The following is a 3,858-nucleotide window of genomic DNA, read 5'->3' as shown; positions in this document are numbered from 1 at the left end:
ATCGTGTCGATGTTGGAGCCGCAGCGCCGCCAGAATTCCGAAAGCGTCTCGAGCGCCGCGGGATCGGTGCCCGGCAGCGGCGTGAAGATGCACCAGCGGTTCTCGAAGAGATCGGCAAAGCCGGCATCGGGTCCGGACTTTTCCGTGCCGGCCAGCGGGTGCCCGGGGATGAAGTGCACGCCTTCCGGCACATGCGGCTGCATCTGCGCGATCACCGAGGCCTTGGTCGAGCCGACATCGGTCAGGATGGCGCCTTTCTTCAGCGCCGGCGCGATCTCTGCCGCGACCTCGCCGGACGAGCCGACCGGCACCGAGACGATGACGAGGTCGGCATCGCGCACCGCTTCTTTTGCCTCCGTCGTGTAGGAATCGCCGAGGCCGAGCTCCTCGGCGCGCTTCAGCGTCGAGGCGCTGCGCGTCGCGATGGCGATGTGCCTGGCAAGCCCCTCGCGGCGGATGACGCGGGCGAGCGACGAGCCGATCAGGCCGATGCCGACCAGCGCTATTTTCTCGAACATCGGTGATGCCATGGTGTTCTAGCTTCTCAGGAAGGTCTTGAGCGCATCGATGACGCCACGGTTGGCCTCCTCGGTGCCGACGCTCATGCGCAACGCGTTCGGGAAGCCGTAGCCGGTGACGCGGCGCAGGATATAGCCGCGGGCGCTCAGATAATCGTCCGCGGCCGCCGCCGAATGCTTCTTGTCGTCGGGGAAATGGATCAGCACGAAATTGCCGACGCTGGGCGTGACGCGCAGGCCGAGCCCGGTCAGCTCGGTGCTCAGCCAGGCCAGCCATTTCTCGTTATGCGCCACGCTGCGCTCGATATGGGCGCGGTCGCGGATCGCGGCGATACCGGCCTCGATCGCGGTGGCATTGACGTTGAAGGGGCCGCGGATGCGGTTGATCGCATCGACGATATGCGCGGGCCCGTACATCCAGCCGATGCGCGCGCCGCCGAGGCCGAGCTTGGAGAAGGTGCGGGTCATCACCACGTTCTCGGAGCTGCCGGCGAGCTCGATCCCGGCCTCATAGTCGTTGCGCCGCACATATTCGGCATAGGCCGCGTCGAGCACCAGGAGCACGTCCTTCGGCAATGCCGCGTGCAGCCGGCGCACGTCCTGGAACGGCACATAGGTGCCGGTCGGATTGTTGGGATTGGCGAGGAACACGATCCGCGTCGCCGGCGTCACCGCGGCAAGGATCGCGTCGACATCGGCGCGCTCGTCGGTTTCCTTCACCGCCACCGGCTTGGCGCCCGCAGCCTGGATATAGATCTTGTAGACCATGAAGGCGTGTTCGGTGAACACGGCCTCGTCGCCCGGCGCGAGATAGGTCTGCGCCAGCAGCCCCAGGATCTCGTCCGAGCCGTTGGAGCAGATGATGTTGGCCGGGTTCAGACCATGCACCTCGGCGATCGCCTCGCGCAGCCGCCGCGCCGTGCCGTCGGGATAGACGTCGAGCTTCGCCGCCACTTCGCGGGCGGCCTCGATCGCCTTGGGCGAAGGTCCCAGCGGGTTTTCGTTCGACGACAGCTTGTAGACTTTCGTCACGCCGGCCGGCGCCGTGCTTTTTCCCGGCACATAGGCCTCGATGTCCATGATGCCCGCGCGGGGCGTCGGACGGGGCTGATCCTGCTTCATGTCACAAATCCGTCGAGAAGGCCTTCAAGGCCGCAGCGGGAATACAGGCCACGGGCTGGAATGTCGAGTGCCGGCGCCTGGCGTAAGCGGGCCGCCCGCGAGGATCGGGGCCTTGAAAATCGCGCGGCGCCTCAGGAGCCGGTCACTGCTTCGCCGAATCGACGGCGGCGCGGAACCCCTGCAATTCCTCATCGGCAATGGCGGCGACCTCGGCCTTGCCGGGGTAGCTGCCGCCCTCGACCTCCCTGCGGAAGGCCGTAAGCGCGTCGATCCGGGCGTCGCGTACCTGCTGGTGCAACGCAGCCAGCTTGCCCCAAGCCCGCGCGTGTCGGGGGAGACGAGCCGACTCGCCGCAGATGTCCGACGTGAACAGGAAAATGACATCCGCCTCGGCGCCCGAGCCGAGCGACACAGTCACCAGCGCGGTGCGGCGGTGGATTTCCGCCATCAGCGCTGCCGGTATGATCTCGCACTCGACCGCGAAGGCGCCGGCATCCTCGAGGCGCCGGAACTGGTCCCAGAGCTCCACCGCCTCGGCCGCGGTCTTGCCGACCGCCCGGATGCTGCCGACCCAGGTCGACTTGCGCGGCACGAAACCGAGATGGCCCATGACCGGTATCCGTTCATTGGCCAGCATGCGCACCGTATCGAAGCCGCGGCCGGTGATGACCGCGTCGGCGCCGGACGTGATCGCCGAGAAAGCGGTGCGCAGGATTTCGTCGCCGGTCACCGCGTCGGCGAAACCGAGCGCGGCCGTCACGAAGACGCGGCGCGACCCCTCGCGGACGCGGGCGACGTTGGCGGCCCGGCAGACCACCATCTCGATGCCGGCAGCTTCGGCCGCGGCCGCCTCGTCCGCCGTCTCGGCTGTCGCCTGGGCGACGCGCCGGCCGGCCTGCCGCAATGCGCGCAGGCCGGCGACGGTGATGCTGCGTTCGACCTCGCGGCCGCCGAAATCGAAGATCTTCGGCACGCTCAGCCCTTGAGTTTCTTGGCGTAGTAGTCGGGAGCGACAACGCCAGGCTTGGAGAACCAGGCCGGAACGTCGACACCGGAATAGAGCAGGATGTTGCCCCAGGGGTCGAAGGCGCCGGTGCGCACGATCACCTTGGCCTTGGCGGCCATCTCGCCGAGAATGGCCTCGTGCTTGACGGTTTCATGGTCGGCGTCCGGGAACAGGCGCTTCACCTTCGCCAGCAGCGGCGCGTTGTGCACCGGCAGCGTGTCGGCATAGGCGACGCGTTCCGCGATCAGGTTGGCCGCGATCGGCGTCAGCACGGTCTCGAGATCGGGAACGTCCGGCGCAATCGCGAGGTCGATGCGCCATGCGCTGGAAGGAATGGGGAAACCCGCGTCGCAGACGATCATCAGGTCGCCATGCCCCATGCGGGCGATGGCGTGGGCGAGTTCGGCGTTAAGCAGTCGGTTGCGGTTCACGGTTGCTCCTTCCATACGGTTTTCATGGCTTCGGCATAAAGCGCGTCGGCCTGGGCGCGCTGGGGCAGGCCGGGAATGACGCCGAGCCTGGTGCAGGCGATCGCGCCGCAGACGACGCCGAAACGCACGGCCTCGACGATGTCGCGGCCTTCGGCGAGCGCCATCGCGAAGCCTGAATTGAAGGCGTCGCCCGCGCCGGTCGTGTCGGTGACCTCCACCGGCACCGCCGGCACCATGATATCGATCTCGTCGGTCAGGATCAGCGCGCCGCTGCGGCCGAGGGTGACGACGACGTTGCGCACGCCGCGCCGCCGCAATTCCCGCGCGAGTTCGCGCGAAGACCTTGGGTCGTCGGCTGGCAGGCCGAGCAGGATGCGCAGCTCGCTTTCATTCGGAGTGAGGTAGTCGACCCAGGCGAAGATCGTGTCCGGCAGCTGGCGCGCCGGCGCCGGGTTGAGGATCGTCCTTGCGCCATGCTTGCGGCCGAGCTCCATCGCCCGCGTGGCGGCGGCCGTCGGCACCTCCAGCACGGTCATGACGACATCGCTCTCGGCGATGCGCGCCTCGGCCGTGTCGACAGTGGCCGCGTCCATCAACTCGTTGGCGCCCATGTCGAGGATGATGAAGTTCTCGCCCTTGTCGTTGAGGATGATGAAGCCGACGCCGGTCGCCCGCTCCGTTCGCGTGGTCACAAGGCTGGTGTCGACACCTTCGGCCGCATAGAGGTCGGTGGCGATGCTGGCGAGCTTGTCGGTGCCGAGGATGGCGAGCAGCGACGACG

Annotated in this window: 5 protein-coding genes; all 5 read right to left on the bottom strand. The window is 67.7% G+C overall.

The window, feature by feature from the left end; translation table 11 throughout:
- Positions 1-530 (bottom strand): prephenate dehydrogenase/arogenate dehydrogenase family protein (locus EOD07_RS25940; RefSeq protein ID WP_206519555.1); only part of this gene is annotated, 530 nt, incomplete at its 3' end.
- A 6-nt stretch (positions 531-536) separates the two neighbouring features.
- Positions 537-1,640: a histidinol-phosphate transaminase gene (hisC, locus tag EOD07_RS25935; protein WP_127237442.1), complete on the bottom strand. Its 1,104-nt coding sequence runs from the start codon at positions 1,638-1,640 to the stop codon at positions 537-539.
- Positions 1,641-1,782: 142 nt separating this feature from the next.
- A complete protein-coding gene (locus EOD07_RS25930; protein WP_127237441.1) occupies positions 1,783-2,613 on the bottom strand; it encodes a 3-methyl-2-oxobutanoate hydroxymethyltransferase in 831 nt (276 codons plus the stop codon).
- A 2-nt stretch (positions 2,614-2,615) separates the two neighbouring features.
- Positions 2,616-3,077, bottom strand: coding sequence for a D-ribose pyranase (gene rbsD / locus EOD07_RS25925; RefSeq protein WP_127237440.1), 462 nt, complete (start codon positions 3,075-3,077; stop codon positions 2,616-2,618).
- Positions 3,074-3,858 (bottom strand): ribokinase (locus tag EOD07_RS25920; RefSeq protein WP_164772523.1); only part of this gene is annotated, 785 nt, incomplete at its 5' end. The genes rbsD and EOD07_RS25920, both read right to left, overlap by 4 nt.

Source organism: Mesorhizobium sp. M2C.T.Ca.TU.002.02.1.1 (genome assembly GCF_003997225.1).
The sequence above is the reverse complement of the archived record's forward strand: the minus strand, read 5'-3'. Positions and strand labels throughout refer to the sequence as shown.